We start from the raw sequence: 24119 nt of genomic DNA, 5'->3' as shown, positions 1-24119 counted from the left end.
GTAGTTATGGAGAAGGAAGAACTCAAAATACTTGAAGAATTAAGACGTATTTTAAACAGTAAAAATGAAGCGATTGTTATCTTAAACAATTATTTTAAAGGTGGTGTTGGAAAGTCAAAATTATCGACTATGTTTGCTTACTTGACAGACAAATTTAATTTAAAAGTTTTAATGATCGATAAGGACTTACAAGCAACATTGACAAAAGACTTAGCAAAAACATTTAAGGTAGAATTGCCACGTGTTAATTTTTATGAAGGACTGAAAAATGGAAACTTGGCTTCTTCTATTGTTCATTTGACTGATAATTTAGACTTGATCCCTGGCACGTTTGATTTGATGTTACTGCCAAAATTAACTCGCTCATGGACTTTTGAAAATGAAAGTAGATTGCTTGCTACTCTTTTAGCACCTTTAAAAAGTGACTATGATCTCATTATTATTGATACTGTACCAACGCCAAGCGTTTATACAAATAATGCAATCGTGGCAAGTGATTACGTCATGATCCCTTTACAAGCAGAAGAAGAAAGTACAAACAACATTCAAAACTATATTTCCTATTTGATTGATTTACAAGAACAGTTTAACCCTGGACTAGATATGATCGGTTTTGTTCCTTATTTAGTTGATACGGACAGCACAACGATAAAATCAAACCTGGAAGAACTGTACAAGCAACATAAAGAAGATAACTTGGTTTTCCAAAATATTATCAAGCGAAGTAATAAAGTAAGTACCTGGTCTAAAAACGGCATTACAGAACACAAAGGCTATGACAAAAAAGTTTTATCTATGTATGAGAACGTATTTTTTGAAATGCTTGCATATAGTATGCAGTAATAATTCAAAAGCTGTTATCGTGTGCGGTAAATAAAAAAAACCGTTCCTAGATAATACACTTTTGTGCGTCTTGAAAAATAACGGGACGGTTTTGGATATAACCAGAACTGTCCTTTTTTCTTAGGAGTAAATAAGGCATAGCTCTGGTTAAAGGGGGCTATACCATGATTGCATACGGAAGAACGTTCTGCCGTTCTCAACTGAATAAATATTTCAGTCCACTATTACAATCATTACACCCTTTACAAGAATTAAAAATTCATATCAATAGAATTTATAAAACAGTCTGTTTGTGTAATTACACATTATCGGGCTGTTTTTGTTTTGTTAAAAATTTTTTTCAACTTTTTTCGGTTTCAACTTAGCAAATCACACCTGTCGTTCCCTATATGGTGCGGAAAGAGGGATAACCACTTTTCATATCGTAACGGAAAGGGGGTGAGATTGATGAAACCATCTGACTTCCAGAAAACAGTTCAATGCCGTTTTGAAAGTTGTTTGAAGAAAGTTGTCCGACATGTTGTTAAGGACTATCAGAAGAAATTAAAGCGACGACAAAAGGGAGAAACGCTTTTTTGTGAACTTCCAGAAATCGTTGTAGAAAATCTGGCTGTCTGGGACGACTATGATACGGACTATACGATTTTCAATGTATGTGGTAGTGATATTCGTATTTGTGATGATGAACTGGCAGAAGCCTTGAAACATTTGTCTGAGCGTAATCGAGAAAATTTGTTGATGTATTATTTCTTGGAAATGAGCGATACCGAGATTGCAAAAAGACAAAATATTTCAAGAAGTGGTGTTTTTCAAAACCGACACAATTCACTAGAGCTTATGAAAAAAATACTAAAGGAGAAATGATAGCAAATGAAACACACAATGAAGAAGCCGTCCTACTACTTGCTTTCGCAGGCAATGGACGGGGACGAAAAAGCGATTGAAAAGATACTGGCATTTTATGACCCTTACATATCAAAGTGCTGTCTACGACCACTCTATGATGAATACGGCAATGTCTATATTGTTGTAGATATGGAATTAAAGGGACTTATCAGAGAAGCACTTATTAAAATGATTTTAGGGTTTGATATTGCCTTAGAAATCGAAGAAGAATAACAAGCAGTAACCGCAGAGCATGATTTGTTCAATCCCCTCTTTCCTGCTCTGCCCCTGCTTTTATATGAAAGCAACACGCTTTCGCCACAGCTCTTTGACAACTGAATAAAGCAGACAGATACGTTTGTGAGATAGCGAGCCACGGGAACTGTACGCCACGACCTTTTCAAAAGAAAGCGAGCGACCCACGCAGTGATCCGAGAGCGACTGTTGGAAAAGTCGTTTTGCCATGACCTATCCTCACAGAATAATGATACGTCCGCATGGTGCGGTTCTGCCCACAAGAATGGGAATAGTTGAGATACTAACGGAGCTTTCCAAAGCCGTCTGCCTGCTTATAATTGATAGTTTCAGCAACAAAATCTATCTACTCTTTTTATTTAGGTGTGTTATAATGACCTTATTAGACGAGTGTATTTTGTTGCTGTCACAAATGAAAGGGGTCTTAATAGTGATAAGTGATACACAAAATGCACAATCTCCTACAAAGGAAAAAAAGACTTATACAGTAGAGGAAATTGCTGAACAACTGGACATTAGCAAAAAGGTAGCTTATTCATTAGTAAAAAGCGGTCAATTCAGTTATGTTCGTGCTGGTAAAGCCATACGGGTATCAAAGGTTTCTTTCGATAAATGGTTAAATGAAATTTAACTATAAGGAGAGAAAATTATGGCTTCAATCAAACAAAGAAAATCAAGTTTTTCAGTTATTTATTGGTACTTAGATAGTGCAGGAGAAAGAAAACAAAAATGGGACACGCTGGAAACAAGAAAAGAAGCAAAACAGCGAAAAGCCTTTATAGAATACTATCAAGAGAAATTTGGATATGTGATAGTTCCATTAGAGGAACAATTTGCACATCAGATTGAAAATTCTAAAAAGGAGTTAGATGTTGTAGACAAAGATATTACATTGCGTGATTTCCTAGAAATTTTTGTTAATTTATATGGCACATCTAAATGGTCGCCGAGTACATTTAGTAGTAAGGTAGGCAGTATTGAAAATTATATCAATCCGATTATTGGAGATTGGAAACTGAATGAAATAACTACAAAAAGTCTATCAAAATACTACAATGATTTATTGAGCGTTCCAGAAGTACCACGGGCAAACAGAAAAGCAACTGGTCGTTGTGTTCAACCAGCGAACATCAAAAAAATACATGATATTATCCGCTGTGCCTTAAATCAAGCTATCCGCTGGGAGTATATTGATACAAACAAAAGAAACCCTGCGTCTTTGGCTACGTTACCAAAAATTCCAAAGACTAGGCGAAAAGTGTGGAGTGTTCAAACATTTCGAGAAGCGGTAAAAGCCACGGAAGATGATTTGCTTTCAATTTGTATGCACTTAGCTTTTTCCTGCTCTATGCGAATTGGAGAAATTACAGGACTTACATGGGAAGATGTTATTATTGATGAAGAGTCCATTGCTACAAATAATGCAAAGGTAATCATCAATAAAGAACTTTCAAGAGTAAATGCAGAAGCTATGCAGAAATTAAAGGAAAAGGATATTTTAAAGATTTTCCCAACGCAAAAACCGCATTGTACCACAAGGCTTGTCTTGAAAACGCCAAAAACAGAAACAAGTAATCGTGTTGTCTGGTTACCTAAAACAGTTGCGGAACTATTGGTGCAATATAAAAAAGACCAGCAGGAATTAAAGGAATTTTTAGGAAGTGCCTACAATGATTACAACCTTGTTATTGCGTTGGATAATGGCAATCCCGTGGAAAGCCGTATTGTTAGAGATAGGTTTCAAAAGCTCTGTGAAGAAAACGATTATGAAGTTGTGGTATTTCACAGCCTACGCCATTTAAGTACGGGTTATAAACTCAAAATGACAAACGGAGATGTTAAGTCCGTACAAGGCGATACTGGTCACGCAGAAGCAGAAATGGTTACAGATGTATATTCAGAAATCATTGACGAGGACAGACGTTTCAATGCACAAAAAATGGATAAAGAATTTTATTCTACGCTTAATGATGATACAGACAATCCAAAGCAAGATACCGACTTAACCGATAGTGATATGGCGTTATTGGAACTGATTAAATCTTTATCGCCAGAAATGAAAGAGCAATTTTTAAAGCAGGCACTTCAAAGATAGAATTTCAAAAGTGTTAGCAAATTCCAAAAAAACCAGCGATTTTTCTTCAAAAATAAAAAAGTGTTAGCAAGCCTATTTCCTTAAAAGTCTTAAAAAAATATCGAATAAAAAATGACAGATTGAAAACAATTCGTATTCAGCGTAAATAGAAAGCCATAAATAAAGAAACGCTGAAAACCTTGTAAAATAAGGCTTTCAGCGGAGTTTGTGGCGTCCCAGACAGGAGTCGAACCTGCGACGTTTCGCTTAGGAGGCGAACCCTCTATCCTGCTGAGGTACTGGGACATTCTTAAAAATCTATTCAATTTTATCTAGTTATCATATCAAAAGGCGTTTGTTCCACCTAGCCCTTAGGAGAGATTCGTGATATCCATTTCACCAAGGGGGCATAGGTGTATGCCTGCTGATTTATCTGAATATTCTTGAATGGTGTATCTTGAATATAATGATACCGTAAACCAGTATGTTTATTATATCATTGAACCCCCTTTTCGTTAAGTCATTTTTTCACAAGTATTTCATCAATAAAAAAACTGTATCACATGATACAGCTTCTTGTAAAATGGCGTGCCTAACAGGACTCGAACCTGCAACCTTTTGAATCGGAATCAAATGCGCTATCCAATTGCGCCATAGGCACATTGCATATAACATTATAGGATAAAATCCATAATTAATAAAGGTTTTCTTGTCGAAATCGAAAAATTTTTTCAGGTTCTTCATTTCTGCGCCGCTGAACCGGCTCATTTATCATCTGCTTTTACATATTTTGCTTCCAGTTCCAGCAGAAACAATTTCTTTTCAATTCCTCCCCCATATCCGGTCAGACTGCCGTCTTTACCGATTACTCGATGACAAGGTATCAGGATGCAGATCGGATTGCGGTGATTCGCGCCGCCTACCGCCCGTACGGCATTTCGATTACCGACAGCTTCCGCAAGCTGCTGATAGCTGCATGTAGCTCCATACGGCACAGTTAAAAGTTCACACCAGCAGCGCTGCTGAAAGCAAGTGCCATAAACAAATTTCAAAGGTACTTGAAAGTTCTTGCGGGTTCCGCTGAAATATTCATCCAGCTCCTGTATACAGCGGTTGATGATTTCACTGCGATGTTCGGTTTTTGAAGCGTCGCAGAAGCTGACCTCGGTGATTGCCTGTTCGTCTGCACGAATGCGGAGCCATCCTACCGGAGATTCATAATAGCCTATATATTCATCCATTTTGTAATTCCTCCTGTTCAAAAACCAGCTGGGTACAGCGATTGTATGTTAGAAACCGTTTTAAACAGCGGTTCAATGTCTTATCATAACGATTCGCATAGCTTTGCTTTTCCCACCAAACACGCTTCACGATCAATGTGGACGTAGCGCGGTCGGTCTTTAGCTCAATTCTGCCTATCAGCATGTCACGATACAGCAGCGGCATGACATAATAGCCGTACTGCCGCTGTTTTGCCGGTACATAAACCTCCCAACGATATCGAAAATCAAACAGCGCTTCGATCATGCGACGATCCCACAGCATATTATCAAGCGGAGCCAGAATCCGCATATTGCGGCTGTGAAGTTCTGCATCCTCCTCTAACAAGGGCATACTGCTTCGATCAATATAGAATACCGCGGGAATATCCGTTACTTGAAATGAAATCAGAATACCTTTCTCACAAAGCCGTTTCAGCGCTTCCTTACGGTCTGCGCTTTTAAAATCATAAATCCCTAAAAAAGCATCAGATGGACGATCCCACAGACACCCCACACTGTTGATGCGGCGAAGTACCAGCCATTCATGATAATCCTGTACCGACTGAAAGGGACAGGGCTTCTGATAAATATCCGCATCAATCCAGTTTTCTGCCAAACCATAGTAACGTCTGGTACCCACCTTATGATGAACGATCGCATCACCGCTGTAACACATACACTCCAGAATCGCCCGTACCAAGCTCTGTTCACCGTAATGCCAGGTTACCCTTTCACTGCTCTCCATATCTGTGGAACAAGCCCATTCATGTATACGAAGATATTCTGTTACCTCCTGAACCGTTGCCTCGTGTTTTTTCAGCCAGGGACGGTAACGTTCACGGAACGGTTCAAAACACGGCCAATCCATCACACTGCAGATCGACATATTTTTATCCCAGCAGTCAAACAGCTGCCGGTTATCGTACAGAGAACGATACAGCTCATCGCGCCGATAATTCTTCATGCGTGCCTGTAATACTAAATCAGCATTTCGACCGGCGGCGTCCAACGGATCAAACTGGATACATCCTACCTTCTTCACGAAATCACAAATATCCTGATCATCCTTCAAATCGGACTCATCACATAATCCCTGATAACGGATCAAGTAATTTCTCACCTGTTGTTTGGTATACGTTTTCATAGCTTACCCTCTTTTATGTTAGTATACCACGACCCTGCTATTTTTGATCAATCATGTTATACTACCATTACGAGGTGATTACATATGAATTCATGGTTTACCGTAGAATCGATCGATGATGCTACATTTGTCATCAGCGAATATCAGCACTGGGAACAGCCCCATGCCTATTTGGTGCTCGGTGAGAAAAAAGCTGCTTTGATCGATACCGGCCTGGGTGTTGGCGATCTTTCCAAAATTGTGCACTCGCTTACCAAACTGCCGATTCTCGTTATCACAACCCACGTACACTGGGATCACATCGGATCTCATGGAAAATTCAAAGAAATTGCCGTACACGAGATCGAGAAGCCGTTTTTGGAAGACTGGTTTCCGATCCCCAAAGAAATGGTAATGATGGGTCTGTGCGGACAGCCATGTGAGTTTCCAGAAGGGTTCGATCCCGATCAGTACCAAGTATTCCATGGCCCGATCACCCAAGTGCTGCACGATGGGGACGGTATCAATCTCGGCGGAAGAATGCTTCGAGTTATTCATACGCCGGGACATTCGCCCGGTCATATCTGCCTGTATGAAGCAAGCAAACGCTACATATATACCGGAGATCTGATCTATCAGGGAAAATTAGACGCCTTCTATTTTTCAACTTCACCGCAGGATTTTGCGGCATCCGCCTCACGCATCGCTGCCCTGCCGGTTACTAAAATTCTGCCCGGTCACAATTCACTGAATATCAAACCGAGTCTGATTCAAGAGATTGACCGCGCGTTTCAGGAACTGGCTGCGAAAAAACAGCTGGTACACGGCAGCGGTATTCACAGCTTTCAAGACTTTCAGATACACCTGTAAAATAAAGAGAAAGCGGTGTGAGTTTCCATGAAAACACATCGCTTTTTTATAAACGCTGCCGATTTCAAAAAACATTCACGGCAGGAAAAATGTAAATCTTAAATTTTCTGAAAATTAACCACATTTCGTTAGTAAAACCCCTATGATAGTGTTATAATTTTAGCCATACCCCATTGTTGTTTTTTACTGATAAAATTTTAAAAATTCCGTTAAAACGAAGAAGATGGGGAAAGCTACTTATGATAAGTGCAAGAATACTAGAGAGGTGAATATTATGGCATTTTCAAAAGAAATTGGAATAGACCTCGGTACTGCCAATATTCTGATCTATGTCAAGGGTGAAGGCGTTGTGATCGATGAGCCTTCAGTCGTTGCCATTGATACAGAAACAAAGAAATGTCTTGCGGCAGGTCAGGAAGCCAAAGACATGCTGGGTCGTACCCCGGGTAAAATAGCTGCAATCCGTCCGCTGAAAGACGGTGTTATCGCAGATTATGAAATTACCGAAATCATGCTGGATTACTTCCTGAAAAAGCTGAACATCAAGGGCATGTTTAAACGTCCGACCGTATTGATCTGCTGCCCAACGAACATTACATCGGTAGAGCGAAGCGCTATCCGGGATGCTGCGTATCGTTCCGGAGCGAAAAAAGTCTATATTGAAGAAGAACCAAAAGTTGCGGCTGTCGGTGCCGGACTGGATATCGGAAAGCCAAGCGGAAGCATGGTCGTCGATATCGGGGGCGGCACTGCAGATGTCGCTGTACTTTCCTTAGGGGATATCGTTACCTCGGCATCAATCAAAATTGCCGGTGATACCTTAGACCGCAATATCATCAAATATGTAAAAGATGAAAAGAAGCTGTTGATTGGAGATCGTTCGGCTGAAGAAATCAAAAAGAAAATCGGTACGGCATGGCCTGCAGAATACCATGAAAGCATGGAAGTCAGCGGACGTGATCTCGTCAGCGGCTTGCCGCATACGATTATGTTGACAAGTGATGAAATCGAACTCAGCATCCGGGAAAGCTTACAATCAATCGTACGTGCCTGCAAAGGTGTCCTGGAGCAGACTCCTCCGGAACTCTCCAGTGACATATATGCTCGCGGAATCGTTTTGACCGGCGGCGGGGCACTGCTCAACGGCCTAGATGAACTGCTTCGCAATGAACTGCATGTTCCAGTATATATTGCCGAGAATCCGCTGTACTGTGTAGCAGAGGGCTGCGGCATTCTGTTAAACAATATCAATGTTCTTTAAGAAAGTCCTTCGGGACTTTTTTTATGTTATAATATACAGCAATAGGAGCTGAAAATAATGGAAATTAAAGTTTGTGACAATGAGAAAAGCGTACTTGCGATGGCTGCCCTTGCCAAGACAATCTGGAGCACCTGTTATCAAGGTATCATTACCGATGAACAGGCGGCTTATATGATCGATAAGTTTCAAAGCTATGAAGCAATCAAGCAAGCCATTGAGACGGGACATTATACTTATTTTCAGGCATGGATTGAACATGTTATGGTTGGCTATTGTGGGGTACAGCCACAGCAGGATCGATTGTTTCTCAGCAAACTCTATTTGTTGGAAGCCTATCGAGGGAAAGGTATCGGGACCGCCCTCATTAAACAAGCCATTGAATTTGCGAAAAGGCATGAACTGAAAGCCGTCTATTTGACCGTCAATAAACAGAATGAATCCGGAATCACATTGTATAAGCATTTGGGGTTTCAAATCATAGATGCAGTTCAAAGTGATATCGGACATGGCTATATTATGGATGATTACATCATGGAGTTGAAATTATCATAGACAAGCGGGGGTGTTTCCGCTATAATTTTTAATGTACTTTCATGATGGAGCGATATCGAAGTGGTCATAACGAGCCGCACTCGAAATGCGGTAGTCCGCAAGGGCACGTGGGTTCGAATCCCACTCGCTCCGCCATTTACGAATGAAAAGAAGCTGTTTTAAACCAGCTTCTTTTTTTCCCTATTTCTTTTATTTGATTATATATAATTAATTATTATTATTTTTATTATAATTGATTGATAATTATTATGTTTTGTTTTACTATATTCTTATAAACGAGGAGGAATATACATATGAAAAAATATATTGCGGAGTTTATCGGTACCTTTGTACTGGTATTTGTCGCATGTGGGGTTGCGGCCATTACCGGATGTAACGGTGAAGCAAATGCTTCCTATCTTCTGACTGCTCTCGCTTTTGGCGGTGTCATTATAGCTATGGCGTATTCTATTGGCACCATTTCCGGTTGTCATATCAACCCTGCGGTATCGTTAGCGGTATTCATCAACGGCGGTATGGATAAAAAAGATTTTATCGGTTATCTTGCCGCACAGTTTGCCGGCGGCATCGCAGGTGCCGCTGCCTTATCAGCAATGATCGGTACCGGCATGGGATTGGGAACAAACGGGTTGTTCCAGAACGATATTATAAAATCTCTGCTGATTGAAATCATCCTGACCTTTATCTTTGTACTTGCAATTCTAGGTGTCACCAGTAAACCGGAATACAGCAAGGTTGCCGGTTTCGTCATCGGCGGTTCGCTGACATTGGTACACTTAATGGGTATTTACTTTACCGGAACTTCTGTAAATCCCGCCAGATCATTAGGACCGGCATTATTAATGGGCGGAACTGCATTAAACAATGTCTGGGTATTCATTGCCGCGCCATTAATCGGTGGGGCAATCGCCGCTCTTGTTTGGAAATACATTCGCGTACCGGCAGCAGAAAATGAACAGACAAAATAAAAGTAAGGAGATCCCTTACTTTTTTCATGCCTTATCCGCATTTATGATAATCATATATCTGATGAAGCACCATCGCTTTTCGCAGCGCTTGGTTCCTCAATGCCTTCTTTATCAAAATAATCTCCTGCTATTTTCTCAGCATTGATTACTGCCTCACTTGACAAAGCGTTTTTTTGAGTTTCTGTCTTAGACCGCTTATTAGCAAATACTAGGATGATCACCGCAGCCATAATAATGATACAGCCGATAATCTTCATTACCGTCAACTCTTCCTGTAAAAAGAAGTAACCGCATACCACTGCGGTGATTGGTTCAAACAAGCAGAGAATCGAAGCCGAGGTCGAACCCAGTAAGGCAATCCCCCGCTGTAGGAGTACCACGGCCAGGAAGGAACTGATAATCGCAGCCACCATCATATATCCATATGCTTGGGCGGGCAGCCGAAAATCCAATGAAGGAGATACCAAATGATATAACAGTGTCTCCAACACGATAAACATCGCGCCGTACATACTCAGTTTATAGGGATTCATATGAATGAGTCCCTTTTTCTCAATCATGACCATATAGAAAGCATAGGTAAATCCCGATGCGGCAGCTAAAAAGAGCCCCAGCATACTGTTTCCTTTCGACATATCAAAAAAGCATAGGATACCGAATACCGCAAACATCAAAGCCAGCAGCTTCTGCCGGCCAAGCTTTTCGCGAAAGACAAAGCGGCACAGCAGCGCTACGAAAATCGGATACAAAAAATGCAGGGTTGTCGCAATTCCCACATTTATATATTGATAGGACACACTCAAAAGAATCGTTGTCAGACCATTGCCAAGCATTGTGACGATCATAATTCCAAGCAGATCATGCCGGCTGATCTTCAGCGATTCATGATCTTTCTTCATCAACAGAAACAAAATGGGTATGACCATGAGCGCACGCATAAATACCAAAGTATTTGGTGAGGTTCCAAGTGCGTAGATATGAGTTGCCAGCAGCGGTGTGATCCCGAACAGCACGGCTGAAATAATCGTATAAAAAATTCCCTGTACTTTCATGCGAATCCCCTTTCCGATTTACTGGACTATTATATCACGCATTTACTTTCTCTAATAGGACTGAAACTGTTTTCATAGAATTTCAGTCTTTTCATTACATATGGTTAGTAGTATACTAAAAATATCATTATTAGGGGTGAAATAGATGGAAAACACAATAAAAAAAGGACTGATGACTGAAGGAGTCATCTGGAAAGAGCTGTTATTTTTCTCGATTCCACTGCTGCTGGGAAACTTATTTCAGCAGCTTTATAATACCGTGGATTCAATCATTGTCGGTAACTTCTGCGGCAAGAACGCCCTGGCTGCGGTCGGTTCCAGCAACCCGATTATCAATCTGCTGGTCAGCTTCTTTATGGGTCTGTCAATTGGAGCCGGAGTCATCATCTCCCGTTATTTCGGTGCGAGAGATCAGGAAAAGCTGCACGATGCGGTACATACATCTATTGCCCTCACTCTGGTAGTAGGTATCTTCATGACGATATTCGGCTATCTCGCTTCTCCGCTTGTGCTGGAGCTGGTAGGCACCCCGGCTAAAGTCATGGACAATTCTGTTCTTTACCTGCAAATATACTTTTTAGGAATACTGGGAGTCATGCTTTACAATATGGGAAGCGGCATTCTGCGGGCGATCGGTGATTCTAAAAATCCTTTATACTTTTTGATTATTTCTTCCCTAACCAATATTGTTTTGGATCTGATCTTTGTTGTGACCTTGGATATGGGCATTGCCGGAGCAGCGTGGGCTACGCTGATCTCACAATGTCTGAGTGCTGTTTTAACGATGATCTTGCTGATTCGTTCTAAGGCGGAATACCGGGTTATCCTAAAGGACATCAAAATGAAAAAGGATATGCTGATCAGCATCATCCGGATCGGTCTTCCAAGCGGCATTCAAAATGCGATTGTATCATTCTCCAATGTTATCGTTCAAAAAAATATCAACAGCTTCGGTGCCAGTGCCATGGCAGGATGTGGTTCCTATACAAAAATCGACGGCTTTGCGATACTTCCGGTCATGAGCTTCTCAATGGCTATGACAACCTTTGTCGGACAAAACATGGGCGCCAAAAAGTATGATCGGGTCAAGCAGGGCGCTAAGACCGGCATGATTATGAGCTGCTCGGTTACGGCAGCCATTGCACTGATCCTTTTTCTGTTTGCCCCGAATATATTAAGAATCTTCTCCGAAGATGAGAAGGTGCTGTATTATGGAATACTTATGATGCGTACGGTCGTACCTGGTTATCTTTTTCTGGCTATTTCGCACGCTCTCAGCGGCGTGATCCGCGGAGCCGGCCTCACCACGGTACCGATGATTGTCATGGTATGCTGCTGGTGCTTCCTGCGTATGGCCTGGATTCTTTCCATGATGCCGATTTTTCATGATATTCGTGTAGTGTTCTGGGGATATACACTGACCTGGCTTGCCAGTTGTATCTGTATGTATGTTTATTATAAAAAAGCCCATTGGCTTTATCGGTAATCGCTATGAGGCATAAAGAGTCGATACTCGCTGCATTAGGCGCAGCTCTTATCTTTGTTACAACGATGTTTATTAAAATACCATCTGCATACGGCTATTTCAATCTCGGAGATGCGCTGATATTTCTGTTTGCTTCTGCTTTATCGCCATTTACGGCTTTCTTATGCGGCGGCATCGGCAGTGCTTTAGCCGATATAAGCGGCGGTTACATGCAATACGCTGTCTTTACGCTTTTCATCAAAGGAATTGAGGGACTGCTGGTCGCTGTCCTATATCAGCGGCTTCACGTTCGTCCATTATTCTCCATCATGGCTGCAGCCCTGTGGATGTTAATCGGTTATTTTTTATGTGACTGGTTTTTGTATCAGCAGGCAGAAGCTGCTGCCGCCGGACTCTTGATGAATGCAGCACAAGGTCTATTCGGGATCATCATCGCTGCAATTCTGCATCCGCGCTTCATGAATATTGTGAAGCATTTCAACCTGAAGAAAAAAGAGAACCGCTGATTGCCGAGACAACAGAATGCAGTTCCCTTTTTTATCATGATATAAAACGCATACTACCTGAATATTTTAGATTACATTTTTAAGCGAGATGTTTATCAAAATGTTAATATTTCACCCTTTGGATATGCACATGAAAACTCCAGTTCCACCTTCCGGTAATTACCTCGTTTATTGCCACTTGCACATTCCAACAAATATTTTTTTATTGGGGAGGAAGCTATTGTATTGAACTTGCCCCCCATGATGCAACACTTTTACAATCCGATAGCAGCCTTAGATTACGTCGTTATTCTACGGACTTCAAAGATTCCACCATTGGAATCTTTTTCAGTTTCGGATACATTGCGATATTGACGATCAAGGCAAATCCTATCGTGATAAGGACTGAATACAGGAATGAGAGCGGTTCAATGTTACGGCCGAACATCACCGTATCCATTTCCGCAACACTCATAATGATGCGATGCAGCAAAATGCCCAACAGCAGCCCGGTGCCTGCCCCGATACATGTTAACAGGATGTTTTCACGGTATACATAAGCAGATACTTCCTTATCATAGAAGCCCAGTACCTTAATAGTCGCAATCTCACGCAGCCGCTCTGATACATTGACATTGGTCAGGTTATACAAAACGACAAACGCCAGCAGACCGGCTGAAATCACCAGTACCACAGTTACGATATTCAGTGATGAAATTGTATCATTGAAGCTTTCTGCCATACCGGTAAAGAATACCACGGAGCTGACATCATCTCGTTTCACCAAATCTTGTCCGACCGCATTTTCAATCGTTTTGCGGTCATCCCTTAAATCCGCAATCAATACGTTATCCGAAGCCGGTGCTTTGAAGATTTCTCGATAGTACTTGGGACTCATATACAAATAATGATCGATATAGTTTTCCACCACTCCGATGATTTTCACTTTGCGTTTTGAGCCGCTGCCATTGTCCACCTGAATTGTATCACCAGCTCCAACATGCAGCTTTGACGCAATCTTCTCGGTGATAATCGCACCATGATCCGACAGTGATAATTCCTTCTGTGAAGTACGCTCATGCAAAGAAGTAAACGTACGATACTGCTTTACATCGCTCGGTATCACAAGCGTGATCGCAGCATCCTGATTACCATCCTGAATATTGCCATTATACTGAGCAATCGGCATGATGCCCTGAATACGCTTGTCTTTTTGAAGATCAATCAAAGCTTCATGCTTCTGATACAGTGATAAGCCGCTGTTCAGGGTTATTGACAAGTCATATTTGAATATACTTCCATACTGTTTACTTACCACCTGAGAGATGGAATCGCGAATGCCAAAGCCTGCTAACAGCAGTGCTGTGCAGCCGGATATACCGATGACCGTCATTAGGAATCGCTTCTTATATCGGAAAATATTGCGTGCGGTTACCTTTTCCGTAAAGGAAAAATGCTTCCATAAGAAGGTTACCCGCTCCAGCATAATCTTTTTACCGTTTTTAGGAGCCTTGGGCCGCATCAGCAGTGCCGGTGTCTCCACCAACTCCTTATATACAGCCATAAAGGCTGCAGCGGTTGTCACAACAACCGCAATCGCAGTCGTTAACATTGCCAGCGGCATTTGCACCGTAAGCTTCACCGGCGGCAAAGAATACATCAGTCCCCAAGCATTAAAGATTACCGTAGGGAACACAATCATACCGACGACACAACCGACAATACTGCCGATAATGCTTGCCGCAGCAGCATACGCCACATATTTAGAAGCGATGGCTCCGCGGCTGTAGCCAAGTGCCTTCAAGGTTCCAATCGCTTCACGCTGCTCATCCACCATGCGGGTCATCGTGGTCAGACAAACCAGTGCCGCTACCACAAAGAAGAAGACCGGAAATACCTTGGCAATCGCATCCATACGATCAGCCGCAGAACCATAGTCCATATAACTGTAATGAGAATGGCGATCCAGCACATACCATTTTGGAGCAGCTAATTCATCAATGGACGACTTTGCATTGTTTAGTTTTTCCCTGGCATTGTTCAATTCCTGCTGTCCTAAGGTTTTTTCATCAAGCAGTTTTCCTTTTGCGCTTTTATACTGTTTCCAGCCGCTTTTCACTTGAGCTTCAGCAACATCCAGCTCTGCGGAAGCCTCTGCTTTACCCTGCTCCAACTGATTGCGGGATGTCCGCAGCGCAGATGAGGCTGCATCAAGCTGTGCCTTGATTCCATCAAGCTTCGCTTTCGCATCATGATACGTTTTTCCTAAGCCCGCAATCTGATTCTGCAGATCACCAATGTCCTTCTCCATCACTTTGGAAGTATTTTGGTAGTCTTCCAATTGTTTCTCCAATTCTTTGATTTTTGCTTCATCCGGAGGATTTTCCGCTTTTGCATTTTCCAGGCTTACTTTTGTATTGTTGATCGCATCAATAATTTTATGATAAGCCTCCTGATTCTGTCCCAGCTTGCTTTGAAGCTGAATCAGTTTCGGTTGTATTTCATTTTGGAACCGATCATCCAGTGCCTGCTTGGATGCATTGTACTGCTCCATATTTGCTTTCAGCTGGGTTTCACCGCTTGTGATCTCCTTGAGATTTTGCTGATACGTCGTTTCCAGTGTGCTGCGCTGCCGAATGATTTCATCCTTGCTGGATTTCAGCTTGATCCGAGTATCTTCCAGCTTTGTTTCCGCATCTTGAATCCGCGTATCAAAGGTATTTTTGTTGGCGGTATACAACTGTTCCTGCTTATTGATTTCCGCTTCTGCCTTGCTTCGGATTTCTTCCTTGCGCATATCAATGCGATCTTTTGACAGTGCCTTGATTCTTTGTTTAACCGGCTTGATTATATCAAAATATGAATCATCATACGAATTTAAAGATCGCGCTCCCTTTACCGAAACATTCAATTCTGTGAAATATTCACTTTTAAAATCAGCGTCCGGTATCAACATAAAATTATTGATCGTACCGCTTCCGATGTTCGTCGTCCCTTTCTGATAAGAAAGATAATATGGTGATAATGTAATGCCCACAACTTTATACGTATCGGTCTTCAGCGTTTCTGAAATATCAACATTGGTTCCGCTTGTCAACTGAATGGTATCACCGATCTTTACATTGATTTCCGATCCGATTTTGCCCTGTTCGATCAAGCATTCTCCTGAATGCTTGGGAAGCCGACCGGCTAATAGATTGGCCTGATTCAGATAATCGGGATTATCTGCGCTTAAATCAGCAGGCAGACCATGAACAGCCAGCACCAGCTGACGTTTATCAACGATGGTCAAGGCATTCATATTATGAACTGCCATAACCCCTTCAACGCCATCCACAGCTTTTATTGCATCTACATCATCCTGTGTAAATCCTATTGTGGAAATTAACTGCATATCCTCCAGCTTATAATCATCAAAGTATTGATCGGCGGTATGCTTCATATCCGGTACCGCTGCTTTCACCCCAGCAAAAAAAGCGACGCCGATTGCCACAATGGCAAGAATGGATAAAAAGCGTCCTAATGATTTTTTTACTTCGCGAAGGGTATCTTTCAACAATGCCGACTTCATATTACCACTCGATACTCTCTACCGGAATCGGATGATCGTTGATATCCACTTTCTCAATCACACCGTTTCGGACATGAATGACTTTATCCCCCATAGGCGTAAGCGCCAGATTATGGGTAATGACGATAACCGTCATATGATGCTCGCGGCAAGTATCCTGAAGCAGCTTCAAAATCGCTTTGCCGGTTTTATAGTCCAAGGCCCCGGTCGGCTCATCACAAAGCAGTAGTTTCGGATTTTTCGCAAGCGCGCGCGCAATTGCTACACGCTGCTGTTCGCCCCCGGAAAGCTGCGCCGGAAAATTTCCGCGCCGATCCTGAAGACCAACCGCGGCAATCGTCTCATCTATATTTAAAGGATTTTTACAGATTTGCGTTGCCAGTTCAACATTTTCCACAACAGTTAAATTTTGGACCAGATTATAAAATTGGAAGACAAATCCAATATCATACCGGCGATAAGTTGTCAGTTCCTTCGCATTGTATTCACTGATGCGGCTGCCGTCCACATAGATATTGCCGGAGGTGCAGCTGTCCATACCGCCTAAAATATTAAGTATCGTACTCTTACCGGCTCCGCTCGCTCCAGCGATAACAACGAACTCTCCCTTATCAATTTTAAAATTGACGCCGGCCAGTGCTTCAATCTGGACTTCGCCCATTTGATAAATCTTTTTTACATTTTCAAATTCGATAAAGGCACTCATCATACCCCTCCTGTCCTAATAACCGCGAATTGTCTCCTTGTATAAAGTCAGAAATCGATCGCTGTCCACACCGACTCCAACGTGTACATTCGGCTTTGGTGCTTCCCTTCTGCGATCAAGCACGCACATGCCTTCGGCAAGCGCACCCTGCGTCGTTTCAATTTGCATGAAATAATCTTCGTATTGGATCAAGCTTGGATCAATCAAAGCTCCGATGGTCAGCGGATCATGCATGGGATACCCAAGCTCACCCCTCGCTTCCAGCACTTCAAAACGATGCTTCAGAACAGCGTTTAAAAAGTTTGATACCGGATGATCATTTTCACATATCTCGGCGAGATCCTCTGGTTTTAAGCGAGTCTGTAATGTGATATCCAAGGGAATAAAAGATACATCAATGCCGCTGTTCACTATGATTTGCGCTGCCAGCGGATCACTCATCACATTAAATTCTGCCACTGCTGACACATTTCCGGGCACATTGACAGCACCGCCCATCACCAGAATCCGTTTTACATGAGACGCGAACTGTTCCTCCTGTTGAATGGCCGCGGCAACATTGGTGAAAGGACCAATCGCCACAATCGTTACCTCATGTGGATACCGCATAACCATGTCAATCATAAAATTAACTGCTTCTTCGGTTTCCGGAAGCTTTGGCTGATCTAAGAATTCATAGCCGTCCAAGCCATTGATACCATGCGCGTCATCTCCGCAGCGAAGCTTTTTTTCAAGCGGAGCATCATGACCACGCAGCACCGGAACATCTGCTCTCCCACATAATTTCATTATATTCTTCGCATTGGGATACGTGCAGCTCAGCAAAGCATTACCCGCTACTGCACACACACCAAGCAGTTCCAAATCCGCATGACGGCAGGCTAAGGCTATTGCTAAAGCGTCATCTATTCCCGGATCGGTATCCAATATGAATTTTTGTTTCTTCATTGTTTTTCCTCACATGTACGTATATACGTATTATAACACCCCAGTAAAGCCGTTGACAGAAATTTCATCATAAAAAAACATTACCTTTCAGTAATGTTCACTTTCATTTTCTTTAATATAATCCTGTTCGTCAAAATCATCCGGATTCAAAAAATACGGATTGGGACGATCAAAATAATTACCGCTGTCCAATTCTCCGCCCTGTTCACTCAGATATCCTTCACCAAAGTCCTTATGCTTGATCGGATATGTGATACGGTGCATCAGTTGTCCCCATTGATTCAAATTTGTTTCCTTGCCGGAAACCAGCCATTCCAATACCGCTATAACACCCTGATCGCTGGTCTTTTCAATCAATGATTGATACTCTTTCATCAATTCACTGTCTACTTGCTGCTGATGCATGATCATCGCACAAAGGTCATCAGCAATCTCATGATCCTCCACGGGTTTTTCATGTGCCGGTTCTCCGCCGCTCCAGTTTTGGACAACTTCATAAACCGGATTATTCAAATCGATGCAGTCCACAAAGCTTGCGTCTAACCCTCTCAATAGCTGCATCAGTTCCCCTAATATTTCCATATTGGTCATTTCCCGCGCGACAATCATCGAGAAGGTATCCGATACATGCTGATCACGAATCAGAAAGGTACATTTCATCAGCTGGACAATCTGAGCGAGTCCTCGGTAGGTTCCGATACGAGAATGCAGGATCTCAAAAAATATGAAATCGGGTTTTTCAATTTCAATGCGAATAGGCAGTTTATTAGCATAAGAATACATATAATCCCTCCTGAATTATCCATATTATGTGTCCTATCTGCTCTCCCTATACGCACAAAAAAAGGAAGTCCTAGACTTCCTCATGCATGAGCTTGTCAATAAAACGAATGACCCGTACGGTGGAACGTCCGTCCTGATATTTGAAAAATTGATTACGAAATTCCGTAATCGCCTCAAGCGAAAAATCATTCTTTAAGATCGCATCGAGAAGCTCATCCTCATTATAACAAATCGGCCCGGGCATCGTAGATTCATAATCCAGATACATACCGACCTCTTCCTGATAGGTTTTCAGATCCGGAGTATAAAACAGCATCGGTTTATTCAAAACTGAAAATTCAAATACGATGGATGAATAATCGGTAATTAAATAATCCGCAACCGCAAACAATCGTTTAATACTAATATCGTTCGCATTAATTACCATATTGTCAAAAGATGTAATGCTTTCATGAATCAGCGGATGCATCTTGTAAATTATACAATAGTCATCTCCTAGTACCTTGCGGATATGATCGAGATCGATCTTCTCATACGTGTAATCTTTCAGCACATTACCGCGGAATGTCGGAGCGAATATAATGACTTTCTTACCCTTGATCTGGGGAAAGATTTCATGAATTTCACGGTGATACTTTTTCATCCGTTTTTTATTGAAAATACGATCAGTGCGGGGAATCCCGGTCGAAATTACCTGATCTTCGCGAACGCCGAACGCCGAGGCATAAAACGGTTTCCAAATATCGGAACAGGCCAGCACATAATCATAGTTGCGTATTTCATAGCTGCGCGCGACATCATTGCCGAACTTCTTTAATGCTCCCGAGGCATGCCATACCTGGATGACCTTGACCGCTTTTTTCTTAAAATAGGATACTGCATAGTTATTGGAATCCAGGATCACCAGATGCGATGTATTGATATGATATACCTGACGCAGCAAACAGAAAAAATATGAAAAACAGCCGCTCAGGGTACGCTTGAACTTAATCAGTACATATTCGATTTCATACTGCTCCTTAGCCTCCAGCTTCTTGGCAAGAATTTTAAAATCACCTTCCAGCTTATCGGAACTCAAGGATACAAAGGAAATCTTATTTTTGCGCACCGGAAAAAACTTGCTCAGCAAGTAAACTGGTCCCAATATTAAATTCAGTATAAGCTTGGCTAATGACATAGCTTCACCTCATTTACGTAAAAATACCGTATTAACGACTCGCTGGGAAGCCAGCCCGTCTTCCCAAACATGAAATTGCTTATGAAAAGCCGGCAGCTTTTCCATTTCAAAACGATGATTCACAATTGCTTTCAGCAGTGCATCTTCCGATTCAATGATCGGACCGGGCAGCACTTCCTCCAGATCAAAATAGAATCCCCGCAGATCATTCGCATACGTATCCTTGTCATACATATAAAACAGAACCGGACGATTCAGTATCGTATAGTCAAAAAAGACACTCGAATAGTCAGTTATCAAAAGATCGCTCATCACATACAGCTCATTGATGTCAGAAGCAGCTTCTGCCGGATACAGGAAGCCTTTTAAAACTTCCGCGTCAAAAGTATTCACGATCAGATAATGCGGTTTAAATAAAACGATATACTCCTGCCCCAATACTTCTTTCCAACGATTGAAATCAGCCTGCAGGGTAAAGGTATATCCTTTACTATTATAACAGTTATCACGCCATGTCGGAGCATATAATATCACTTTTTTATCTTCCGGCAAACCATAGCGGCGCTTCAGCTCCCGGATCTTGTCAAAACGGCACTGCGAAAGGAAATCATTTCTTGGATATCCGGTTTCAATCAGCCGCTTTGGATCAATGTGAAACGCTCCGGGAAAAACCTTGGAACAAAATGGGTTGGGGGAAATCATGTAATCATAGCGGCGAACATCACGGTCATAGGTTGACTTCATCTGCTCGGCATTCATTTTGGTGCGGTAAAAGGTTGTCTGCTCATTAACATTGATATCATGCGCCAGCTTCTTAAGCGGCGTCCCATGCCAGGTTTGCAGATACACCTGATTTTCTTTTTTAATGATATGATCCGGCAGCTTACAGTTGATTACCCAATATTTACAGCGGGCGAGATAATAGAAATACATCGGACCGTTGTAGCGTACACATTTACCGCGGGGAATCGGCTGTTTATTTCGCAGCGCCCATATAAAAGTATATGAAGCAAATTCGTCCTGCTTGCACATATAATCGTAAATCGCTTTGGGATTGTCAGTACAGCCGCGGCCATGAAAGGATAAGAACAGCACCGCATCCTGCTTCACCGGAATCAAACGGCAGGTATGCCGGTAAACAAACCGGATACAAGCACTGATCACTTTTTTTATGATCCTTAGCATTATGAATCCTCTTTCTGTTTCAGGATGATATCAACAACTCGTTTGGCCGCTTCCCCATCATCGATATGATTGAATTTGCGGTAGAAAGCTTCTTCCAAATCATGATAATCCTGCCGCCATGCGGATAAATTTTGAATTGCTGAAATAACCTCACGGGTTGTTTTTACAATCGGACCCGGCGCTTCTTTTTCAAAATCAAAATAGAAGCCGCGCAAGGAATCACGATAGGTATCAATATCATATGTGAAGAAGATAATCGGACGTTTCAGATTGGCATAGTCAAACATGGTGGAAGAATAATCGGTAATCATGATATCAGATACCAGATACAGTTCCTGGATGTCATAATTCGCACTAAAATCGTAGGCGAAACCCTCATATTCACGAAGATCAATATTATCCATGATCAAATAATGCATGCGCAGCGCAATGACATATTCATCTCCGAGCGCCTCTTTCATCATCTGTAAATCAAGCTGCATCTTCATTTGATAATAGCCCTTTTTCAGGAAATTATCATCACGCCAGGTAGGCGCATAAAGAATTACTTTTTTATTCTGCGGCAGTTTGAACGCTTCCTTCAGCTGCGCGATCTTACGTTCATCGGCCTGAAATAATATATCATTTGCCGGGTAGCCTTCAACTAACAGCTGCTTGCGAAATGCAAAACAGCGGCGAAAGATATCCGCAGAATATTGGTTCTGCGCCAGCAGATAGTCCCACCGGCGTGAATTCGCGACAAAATCCCGCTTGTAATCAACAATATTATCTACTGTAGCCATACTGACACTGTCCATATCCATACCTAAGCGTTTCAGCGGTGTCCCATGCCAAGTCTGTAAATAGGTGTTACCGGAACGTTTTACGATTTCATTATCCTGGCGGGTATTGAACACCCATATTCCCGCAGTAGCCATATGATAGTAGTAGGAAATGGAACGCCGCAGCAATTTTTTGGCACTGCCAGTCACCGGTTCATCGGTATCATTTAAGATCCAATACATTTTATAGGTTTTATCATAGCCGTTTTTCTGCATATATTCATAGATATATTTCGGATTTCCTGATACATTGCGGCCTAGAAAGCTCTCAAACAGAATTGTATGCTTGCGAATCGGAAAATGCAAAAAGAGCCGATACGCGAGGCGTCCCCAGCGGCGATACCGTTTGGAATTCAGAACATGCTGCATGAACGAGCCATAAATGCGGCTGCGATCAATTTCATGAATCGTATTACGATAATTATGATCCTTGTAGCGAATGACAAAAGGACATCCCTCCTGCACGATTTTTTCAATAAAGTGCTTTGGATCACCGCAATGATAAGTAACCATCAAGGTACGGCTGGTACGGCGCTTCACGGTACAATGATTAGATTCCTTCACATCATCGATATAAATATTCATATTGCGATAGATACCATCGATATCCTTTTGGGTACGCACATGGAAGCGAATCTTATTTCCCTTTACTTCCATATAATTGATCCGCATAATTGCCGCAGGATTACGATAGCGAAACGACAACGAATTCAACTGCTTTGTTGTACTGACTTCCAAGCCTACGGTATATTCACCGTCCAGATATTCTTTTTCCAACAAGATCGAGCCATTCATCGAAGTACTTTTTTTAAACGGATAGGACGCGACCGGTTCATCATTTACATACAAATCTAAATTCAGATTCCAGCGGCGGTAGTAGCGGCGATTAAATTCCAGCAGTTGTTCTTTATCGAAACGCAATGTGAATGCATAGTCCGTAATTTCCATCGGCCAATCGTAGGTTATCTGATCATCATCGCTGACAACATTACATTTCCAGCTGATATTGGGAAACCGCATGATATCCAGCTCGTGAGTGATTTGACCCTTCATGATCAGGGTATCCTGATCATATGCCAAAAATACCAGCTGCGGATCTAATAAGACTTCCACATTTTTCAAACTCAGCATCGCATCTTCGCCGATTTCTACCCGCATCATGCGCTCAAATATGCCATCTTTCTCAACCGTCACATCAAAGCTATGCTTTTCTACGGTATGAAGCCGATGCACCTGATCATCTTCGATCAGAGCCATTGCATACTGCGCCTGCGGCAATGACTGCAGCCGCTGCATTGACATGGTTAAATGCAAGCCGTGCGCGCCTTTCTTAAAGTCCGGCATTCTGACTGCTATCTGATCATTATACAGAACCATTTGGGCATCTTCGCTCTTATCACCCTGAAAATACATATGAAGCAGCTCATCCTTCCAGCTTACTTCCTGCAGCTCAATATCATAAGCATGCGGCAGAACGGAGATCCGAAGCATTGCTTTTGTTTCATCACTGATGATCTCCCACATGACAAAAAACTGATTTATACAAATCAGCTGACTTTCAACAGAAGCAACAGCTTCCTGATTCAGCGGCTTTTCTCCCTTAGGATAAATACCGATGAACTGATACGATCGCTCCAATTCCAATTTATGAAAATTTTCTTTAATAAGATCACGCATGGAACAGACACCATCATGTTCCTCCATACGCAGGATCTGCTTTTCTCCCTTCAGATAGACAGCCGCAAAATCACCCTTCAACGGAAACGTCTCCTGCCCCTGCAGCTCCTGTCTGGTTGCCCTGATGTCCTCCAT

The 24119-nt window shown here is 42.1% G+C and carries 21 protein-coding genes and 3 tRNA genes; 12 read left to right on the top strand and 12 right to left on the bottom strand.

The genetic code is table 11. The features are described 5' to 3' along the window. The first annotated feature begins 6 nt into the window (after positions 1-6). From GSF08_RS02920 to GSF08_RS02885, 5 genes are all read left to right on the top strand, one after another. On the top strand, positions 7-843 hold the full coding sequence (locus GSF08_RS02920; RefSeq protein ID WP_021377930.1) for a ParA family protein: 837 nt from the start codon (positions 7-9) through the stop codon (positions 841-843). A 447-nt stretch (positions 844-1290) separates the two neighbouring features. Next, positions 1291-1707: an RNA polymerase sigma factor gene (locus GSF08_RS02915; RefSeq protein ID WP_003423075.1), complete on the top strand. Its 417-nt coding sequence runs from the start codon at positions 1291-1293 to the stop codon at positions 1705-1707. Positions 1708-1713: 6 nt separating this feature from the next. After that, positions 1714-1962 carry a helix-turn-helix domain-containing protein gene (locus GSF08_RS02910; RefSeq protein WP_002323370.1) on the top strand — a complete coding sequence of 83 codons (249 nt, stop codon included), beginning with the start codon at positions 1714-1716 and terminating at the stop codon, positions 1960-1962. Positions 1963-2356: 394 nt separating this feature from the next. Beyond that, positions 2357-2614, top strand: coding sequence for a helix-turn-helix domain-containing protein (locus tag GSF08_RS02890; RefSeq protein ID WP_009269671.1), 258 nt, complete (start codon positions 2357-2359; stop codon positions 2612-2614). Between the two features lie 18 nt (positions 2615-2632). Next, positions 2633-4078 (top strand): site-specific integrase, encoded by a 1446-nt coding sequence (locus GSF08_RS02885; RefSeq protein ID WP_003423078.1) that lies wholly within the window; start codon positions 2633-2635, stop codon positions 4076-4078. A gap of 208 nt (positions 4079-4286) precedes the next feature. Here GSF08_RS02885 and GSF08_RS02880 read toward each other — a convergent pair. From GSF08_RS02880 to GSF08_RS02865, 4 genes are all read right to left on the bottom strand, one after another. Beyond that, positions 4287-4363, bottom strand: a tRNA-Arg gene (locus GSF08_RS02880). Positions 4364-4641: 278 nt separating this feature from the next. After that, positions 4642-4718: transfer RNA gene (locus GSF08_RS02875), tRNA-Arg, on the bottom strand. A gap of 103 nt (positions 4719-4821) precedes the next feature. Then, a complete protein-coding gene (locus GSF08_RS02870; protein WP_160624362.1) occupies positions 4822-5298 on the bottom strand; it encodes a methylated-DNA--[protein]-cysteine S-methyltransferase in 477 nt (158 codons plus the stop codon). Beyond that, positions 5291-6463 (bottom strand): DNA glycosylase AlkZ-like family protein, encoded by a 1173-nt coding sequence (locus GSF08_RS02865; protein ID WP_160624361.1) that lies wholly within the window; start codon positions 6461-6463, stop codon positions 5291-5293. The genes GSF08_RS02870 and GSF08_RS02865 overlap by 8 nt, the downstream gene beginning before the upstream one ends. A gap of 84 nt (positions 6464-6547) precedes the next feature. Here GSF08_RS02865 and GSF08_RS02860 point away from each other — a divergent pair, with 84 nt between their 5' ends. From GSF08_RS02860 to GSF08_RS02840, 5 genes are all read left to right on the top strand, one after another. Beyond that, positions 6548-7312 carry an MBL fold metallo-hydrolase gene (locus GSF08_RS02860; protein WP_160624360.1) on the top strand — a complete coding sequence of 255 codons (765 nt, stop codon included), beginning with the start codon at positions 6548-6550 and terminating at the stop codon, positions 7310-7312. 274 nt (positions 7313-7586) lie between these two features. After that, positions 7587-8573, top strand: a complete 987-nt coding sequence (gene mreB / locus GSF08_RS02855; protein ID WP_160624359.1) for a rod shape-determining protein — start codon at positions 7587-7589, stop codon at positions 8571-8573. 57 nt (positions 8574-8630) lie between these two features. Beyond that, the gene (locus tag GSF08_RS02850; RefSeq protein WP_160624358.1) at positions 8631-9125 is read left to right on the top strand and encodes a GNAT family N-acetyltransferase; all 495 of its coding nucleotides are present in this window, start codon (positions 8631-8633) and stop codon (positions 9123-9125) included. Between the two features lie 46 nt (positions 9126-9171). Continuing rightward, positions 9172-9260, top strand: a tRNA-Ser gene (locus GSF08_RS02845). 158 nt (positions 9261-9418) lie between these two features. Then, entirely contained in the window at positions 9419-10093 is a 675-nt protein-coding gene (locus tag GSF08_RS02840) for an MIP/aquaporin family protein (protein ID WP_160624357.1), read from the top strand. 50 nt (positions 10094-10143) lie between these two features. On the opposite strand, the gene GSF08_RS02835 is transcribed toward GSF08_RS02840, so the two are convergent. After that, entirely contained in the window at positions 10144-11145 is a 1002-nt protein-coding gene (locus GSF08_RS02835; protein WP_160624356.1) for a DMT family transporter, read from the bottom strand. A 145-nt stretch (positions 11146-11290) separates the two neighbouring features. On the opposite strand from GSF08_RS02835, the gene GSF08_RS02830 reads away from it, so the two are divergent. Together GSF08_RS02830 and GSF08_RS02825 are read left to right on the top strand one after the other, a co-directional pair. After that, the gene (locus tag GSF08_RS02830; protein WP_249805823.1) at positions 11291-12631 is read left to right on the top strand and encodes an MATE family efflux transporter; all 1341 of its coding nucleotides are present in this window, start codon (positions 11291-11293) and stop codon (positions 12629-12631) included. Between the two features lie 5 nt (positions 12632-12636). Then, positions 12637-13137: an ECF transporter S component gene (locus tag GSF08_RS02825; RefSeq protein WP_160624355.1), complete on the top strand. Its 501-nt coding sequence runs from the start codon at positions 12637-12639 to the stop codon at positions 13135-13137. Positions 13138-13423: 286 nt separating this feature from the next. On the opposite strand, the gene GSF08_RS02820 is transcribed toward GSF08_RS02825, so the two are convergent. The 7 genes from GSF08_RS02820 to GSF08_RS02790 all read right to left on the bottom strand — a co-directional run bounded on the left by GSF08_RS02820 (position 13424) and on the right by GSF08_RS02790 (position 24119). Continuing rightward, entirely contained in the window at positions 13424-16687 is a 3264-nt protein-coding gene (locus GSF08_RS02820) for an ABC transporter permease (RefSeq protein WP_160624354.1), read from the bottom strand. A 1-nt stretch (position 16688) separates the two neighbouring features. Next, on the bottom strand, positions 16689-17393 hold the full coding sequence (locus GSF08_RS02815; protein WP_160624353.1) for an ABC transporter ATP-binding protein: 705 nt from the start codon (positions 17391-17393) through the stop codon (positions 16689-16691). Positions 17394-17408: 15 nt separating this feature from the next. Further along, entirely contained in the window at positions 17409-18341 is a 933-nt protein-coding gene (locus GSF08_RS02810; RefSeq protein ID WP_160624352.1) for a nucleoside hydrolase, read from the bottom strand. Positions 18342-18428: 87 nt separating this feature from the next. After that, positions 18429-19124 carry a ferritin family protein gene (locus GSF08_RS02805; RefSeq protein WP_160624351.1) on the bottom strand — a complete coding sequence of 232 codons (696 nt, stop codon included), beginning with the start codon at positions 19122-19124 and terminating at the stop codon, positions 18429-18431. 70 nt (positions 19125-19194) lie between these two features. Continuing rightward, positions 19195-20301 carry a CDP-glycerol glycerophosphotransferase family protein gene (locus GSF08_RS02800; RefSeq protein ID WP_160624350.1) on the bottom strand — a complete coding sequence of 369 codons (1107 nt, stop codon included), beginning with the start codon at positions 20299-20301 and terminating at the stop codon, positions 19195-19197. 9 nt (positions 20302-20310) lie between these two features. Beyond that, positions 20311-21486, bottom strand: a complete 1176-nt coding sequence (locus GSF08_RS02795) for a CDP-glycerol glycerophosphotransferase family protein (RefSeq protein WP_160624349.1) — start codon at positions 21484-21486, stop codon at positions 20311-20313. Continuing rightward, positions 21486-24119, bottom strand: coding sequence for a CDP-glycerol glycerophosphotransferase family protein (locus GSF08_RS02790; protein ID WP_160624348.1), 2634 nt, complete (start codon positions 24117-24119; stop codon positions 21486-21488). Before GSF08_RS02790 ends, GSF08_RS02795 begins: the two co-directional genes overlap by 1 nt.

The organism is Copranaerobaculum intestinale (assembly GCF_009831105.1).
GTDB lineage: Bacteria > Bacillota_I > Bacilli_A > Erysipelotrichales > Erysipelotrichaceae > Copranaerobaculum > Copranaerobaculum intestinale.
This window is presented reverse-complemented; position numbering and strand designations above follow the sequence as displayed.

Excerpts from the sequence above, each read along its gene's own strand:
- GSF08_RS02820 (WP_160624354.1), bottom strand. The coding sequence starts at position 16,687 with ATGAAGTCGGCATTGTTGAAAGATACCCTTCGCGAAGTAAAAAAATCA.
- GSF08_RS02790 (WP_160624348.1), bottom strand. The coding sequence starts at position 24,119 with ATGGAGGACATCAGGGCAACCAGACAGGAGCTGCAGGGGCAGGAGACG.
- GSF08_RS02830 (WP_249805823.1), top strand. The coding sequence starts at position 11,291 with ATGGAAAACACAATAAAAAAAGGACTGATGACTGAAGGAGTCATCTGG.
- GSF08_RS02840 (WP_160624357.1), top strand. The coding sequence starts at position 9,419 with ATGAAAAAATATATTGCGGAGTTTATCGGTACCTTTGTACTGGTATTT.
- GSF08_RS02800 (WP_160624350.1), bottom strand. The coding sequence starts at position 20,301 with ATGTCATTAGCCAAGCTTATACTGAATTTAATATTGGGACCAGTTTAC.
- GSF08_RS02810 (WP_160624352.1), bottom strand. The coding sequence starts at position 18,341 with ATGAAGAAACAAAAATTCATATTGGATACCGATCCGGGAATAGATGAC.
- GSF08_RS02795 (WP_160624349.1), bottom strand. The coding sequence starts at position 21,486 with ATGCTAAGGATCATAAAAAAAGTGATCAGTGCTTGTATCCGGTTTGTT.
- mreB (WP_160624359.1), top strand. The coding sequence starts at position 7,587 with ATGGCATTTTCAAAAGAAATTGGAATAGACCTCGGTACTGCCAATATT.
- GSF08_RS02910 (WP_002323370.1), top strand. The coding sequence starts at position 1,714 with ATGAAACACACAATGAAGAAGCCGTCCTACTACTTGCTTTCGCAGGCA.
- GSF08_RS02920 (WP_021377930.1), top strand. The coding sequence starts at position 7 with ATGGAGAAGGAAGAACTCAAAATACTTGAAGAATTAAGACGTATTTTA.
- GSF08_RS02870 (WP_160624362.1), bottom strand. The coding sequence starts at position 5,298 with ATGGATGAATATATAGGCTATTATGAATCTCCGGTAGGATGGCTCCGC.
- GSF08_RS02835 (WP_160624356.1), bottom strand. The coding sequence starts at position 11,145 with ATGAAAGTACAGGGAATTTTTTATACGATTATTTCAGCCGTGCTGTTC.
- GSF08_RS02850 (WP_160624358.1), top strand. The coding sequence starts at position 8,631 with ATGGAAATTAAAGTTTGTGACAATGAGAAAAGCGTACTTGCGATGGCT.
- GSF08_RS02805 (WP_160624351.1), bottom strand. The coding sequence starts at position 19,124 with ATGTATTCTTATGCTAATAAACTGCCTATTCGCATTGAAATTGAAAAA.
- GSF08_RS02915 (WP_003423075.1), top strand. The coding sequence starts at position 1,291 with ATGAAACCATCTGACTTCCAGAAAACAGTTCAATGCCGTTTTGAAAGT.
- GSF08_RS02815 (WP_160624353.1), bottom strand. The coding sequence starts at position 17,393 with ATGAGTGCCTTTATCGAATTTGAAAATGTAAAAAAGATTTATCAAATG.
- GSF08_RS02825 (WP_160624355.1), top strand. The coding sequence starts at position 12,637 with ATGAGGCATAAAGAGTCGATACTCGCTGCATTAGGCGCAGCTCTTATC.
- GSF08_RS02885 (WP_003423078.1), top strand. The coding sequence starts at position 2,633 with ATGGCTTCAATCAAACAAAGAAAATCAAGTTTTTCAGTTATTTATTGG.
- GSF08_RS02890 (WP_009269671.1), top strand. The coding sequence starts at position 2,357 with ATGACCTTATTAGACGAGTGTATTTTGTTGCTGTCACAAATGAAAGGG.
- GSF08_RS02865 (WP_160624361.1), bottom strand. The coding sequence starts at position 6,463 with ATGAAAACGTATACCAAACAACAGGTGAGAAATTACTTGATCCGTTAT.
- GSF08_RS02860 (WP_160624360.1), top strand. The coding sequence starts at position 6,548 with ATGAATTCATGGTTTACCGTAGAATCGATCGATGATGCTACATTTGTC.